We start from the raw sequence: 2,866 nt of genomic DNA on the forward strand, positions 1-2,866 counted from the left end.
GTCCGATACGCTGTCCTCTGTTTCCTCTGGGTAACATTCCGGCGTATGCTCGTGGACGCACTCGGTCACTTCAATATAGCAATCTTCTGTGTGTTCGTGGCCGCATGGCGTTCCCGGCGTTTCTTCCGTGTAGCCGCAATCGTCCGTATGCGCGGTGTGGTGTTCGCACAGCCCGGTTTCCGGCTGTCCTCTGTCTGCCACCGCATGAACCGGAGTTCCTGACATGGTGACAATCATCACCGCAGACAGCAGGAACGCCAGCGGCCTCCTTAACTTGTTTCTCATAAAATGCCCTCCTGATATTTTGAAAAATGTATGGTTCCCAATTCCCTGTGCCTGGATAAACCCCGCGCCCTGGGCAGGCGCTTTTTGGTTTTGGGACGGGCGGCTCACAAAGCATTTGTGTTTTGCGTCATAAGCTGCCCTCTGCGGCGCAGAAGCTGCCCAAAGGCTTTCTGCATGGCGGGCAGGGCAACAGGCTTTCGCCCAAACCAGTCCGCGTTGTAGCGGTAGGCGCGCAGGGCGAAGTCCAGGTCAGAAAACCAGAAAATCCGCGCCTTTGGCCGTTCCTCCCGCAGCAGTTCCACCACCTCCAGGCTGAACGTGCCGTCCTGCGCCACCACAAACAGGTCAAAATCTGGCCCGTCCCGCACCATGCTGCAAAAATCCTCCTGTCTGGCATAGGGGACGATCTCCGCAAAACGCAGGTATTCCCTGGCGCACCGGTCAAGCTGCCCTGACAGTGCTTTCAGTTCTCCGGGGTTTTCATTATAAAGTGCAATCCTCAATCCGGCTCCTCCTTTCCGCAGTATATAAAAATGAAAAAATGGCATCAAAAAAACCGACCCTTTTAAGGAATCGGTTATATATTTAGCATAGCGTTTTTCCCGTTCTTGTCAATAGGCTCTGCATGAGATGTCAAAAATCTGCATGAGATGTAGGTCAGGACGCTGAAAATATGGTATAATGGGTCTTGACAAACGAAGTCTTTTGTGTTAGGAGGCGAAAATGATGCGAATTGCCATTGCAGACGACCTTTCCGCAGACGCTGGGAAACTGCGGGAATTTATCTGCCGCTGGGCGCGGGAGCAGGGGATTGTCCTGGTTCCGGCCCCGGCAGTTTTTGAAAGCGGCGAAGCCCTGCTTGCAGGCTTTGCCCCGGATACCTTTGATGTGATTTTTCTGGATATTTATATGTCCGGCATGACCGGCATGGAAGCGGCGAAAAAAATCCGGGAGCAGGACGATGCCTGCCAGCTAATCTTTACGACAACCACCAAGGAATTTGCTGTGGACAGCTATGATGTGGCGGCGGCATTTTACCTGGTCAAGCCCTATTCCTATGAAAAGCTGGCACAGGCCCTGACCCGGTGCGGGGCAAAGCTTCTGGAACAGAACCAGTGCGTGATGGTTCCGGGCGCGGCAGGACAGCAGCCGCTCCTGCTTCACCAGATTACCCATACGGAATACTGCGGACGCTGTGTGGAAGTCCATATCACCAGCGGGGAAAAGATAACCGTCCCCATGCGGCAGGCGGATTTTGCGGCTTTGCTGCTGGACTATCCCTATTTCTGTGACTGTACGCGGGGCGTCCTGGTCAATTTCGAGCAGGTGGAGGAGCTGCTGGCTGACCGTTTTCTTTTGAAAAACGGGACAGCGGTTCCAATCAGCCGGTTAAAATACCGGGAGGTGCGGGAACAGTTTCTCGCTTTTACTTATGCCCGGATGAGAGGAGGGCATTAGAGATGGGAAATGATACCGTTCTCCGCCCTATGCTGGAGCTTTCGGTTATAATCCCCGGCGCTGTTTTGTGTTATCTGCCCATGAAAGGACACCTGAATGGAAAGGGCAGACGGATCGCTTTGTGGGGAATCCCCGCTCTGTTGCTGTGGGCTGTTGCGGGCGGCGCTGCCTGTTACAGATTTCGGTGGGATACGAACCTCTGGCTGGTTCCCTCGCTGGCGCTGTCTGCCCTGTTTTACTGCCGGACAATCACGCTGTCTTACTGGAAAACCGTCAGCGTATTTCTGGCGGTCTGCGGGACGTTTTCCACTTTGAGAAATCTGGCAGTCCTGGCGGACGCCCTGCTTTCGCCCAAAAGCGGCCCTGTGGTTTTTTCTCTGGGCGGGGCAGCGGCCTATGCCCTGTTTTGCTGGACGCTGCTGGGGCTTATGTGGTATCCGGCCACCCATGCCGCAAGATGGCTTCTGGATGAAATTGAAATGCCAGGGACATGGTATGTATTCTGGATTCTTCCGGTGGTGTTCCTGAGCCTGAACATTGTCATGCGGCCCCAGGAATATTCCACTCTTTACACAAACCGGGTTATGATGTTTTATCCGGTTCTGATGCTGGCGCTTCTGGCGCTGCTGCTGTTTTGTTACGCGCTGTTTTACTGGATGGCAAGGGGGCTGACAAAGAATATGCGTCTGACGCAGGAGAACCGTTTTTTGCAGATGCAGGCCGCCCAGTACCGCATCCTGCAAAAGAGCATTGAGGACACCCGGCGCGCCCGCCATGATCTGCGCCAGCATTTCAAGGCATTGCAGGGCTGTGTGGAGAGCGGTGATATAGACAGGGTTGCGGAGTATGTGAAAGCCTATGGGGAAAGCCTGCCGCCGGATGCAGTCCGCCGGTTCTGCAAAAATTATGCGGTGGATGCCGTACTGCATTACTATGGGGAGCAGGCGGTGAGGCAGCAGACCGATATGGAGGTTTCTGTCCAGATGGAGGAAGAAACCATCATCCCACAGCCGGAGTTCTGCGCCCTTTTGGGGAACCTGCTGGAAAACGCCATTGATGCCTGCGCCGGTTCCAAAGCGCCCCGCATCATTCGCCTGCATATCCGCCAGCAGGGAAAGCAGGC

Annotated in this window: 4 protein-coding genes; 2 read left to right on the top strand and 2 right to left on the bottom strand. The window is 54.7% G+C overall.

Annotation, left to right across the window (positions count from 1 at the left end; genetic code table 11):
• Window positions 1-285 (bottom strand): hypothetical protein (locus tag C814_RS22990; RefSeq protein WP_016315942.1); only part of this gene is annotated, 285 nt, incomplete at its 3' end.
• 104 nt (window positions 286-389) lie between these two features.
• Window positions 390-788: a hypothetical protein gene (locus C814_RS13695; RefSeq protein ID WP_016315943.1), complete on the bottom strand. Its 399-nt coding sequence runs from the start codon at window positions 786-788 to the stop codon at window positions 390-392.
• 220 nt (window positions 789-1,008) lie between these two features.
• On the opposite strand from C814_RS13695, the gene C814_RS13700 reads away from it, so the two are divergent.
• Window positions 1,009-1,743: a LytR/AlgR family response regulator transcription factor gene (locus tag C814_RS13700; protein ID WP_016297415.1), complete on the top strand. Its 735-nt coding sequence runs from the start codon at window positions 1,009-1,011 to the stop codon at window positions 1,741-1,743.
• Between the two features lie 2 nt (window positions 1,744-1,745).
• Window positions 1,746-2,866, top strand: a 1,121-nt coding sequence (locus C814_RS13705) for a sensor histidine kinase (RefSeq protein WP_016315944.1), incomplete at its 3' end; no start/stop codon positions are given.

Source organism: Anaerotruncus sp. G3(2012) (assembly GCF_000403395.2).
In the GTDB taxonomy this organism is placed as follows: domain Bacteria; phylum Bacillota; class Clostridia; order Oscillospirales; family Ruminococcaceae; genus Anaerotruncus.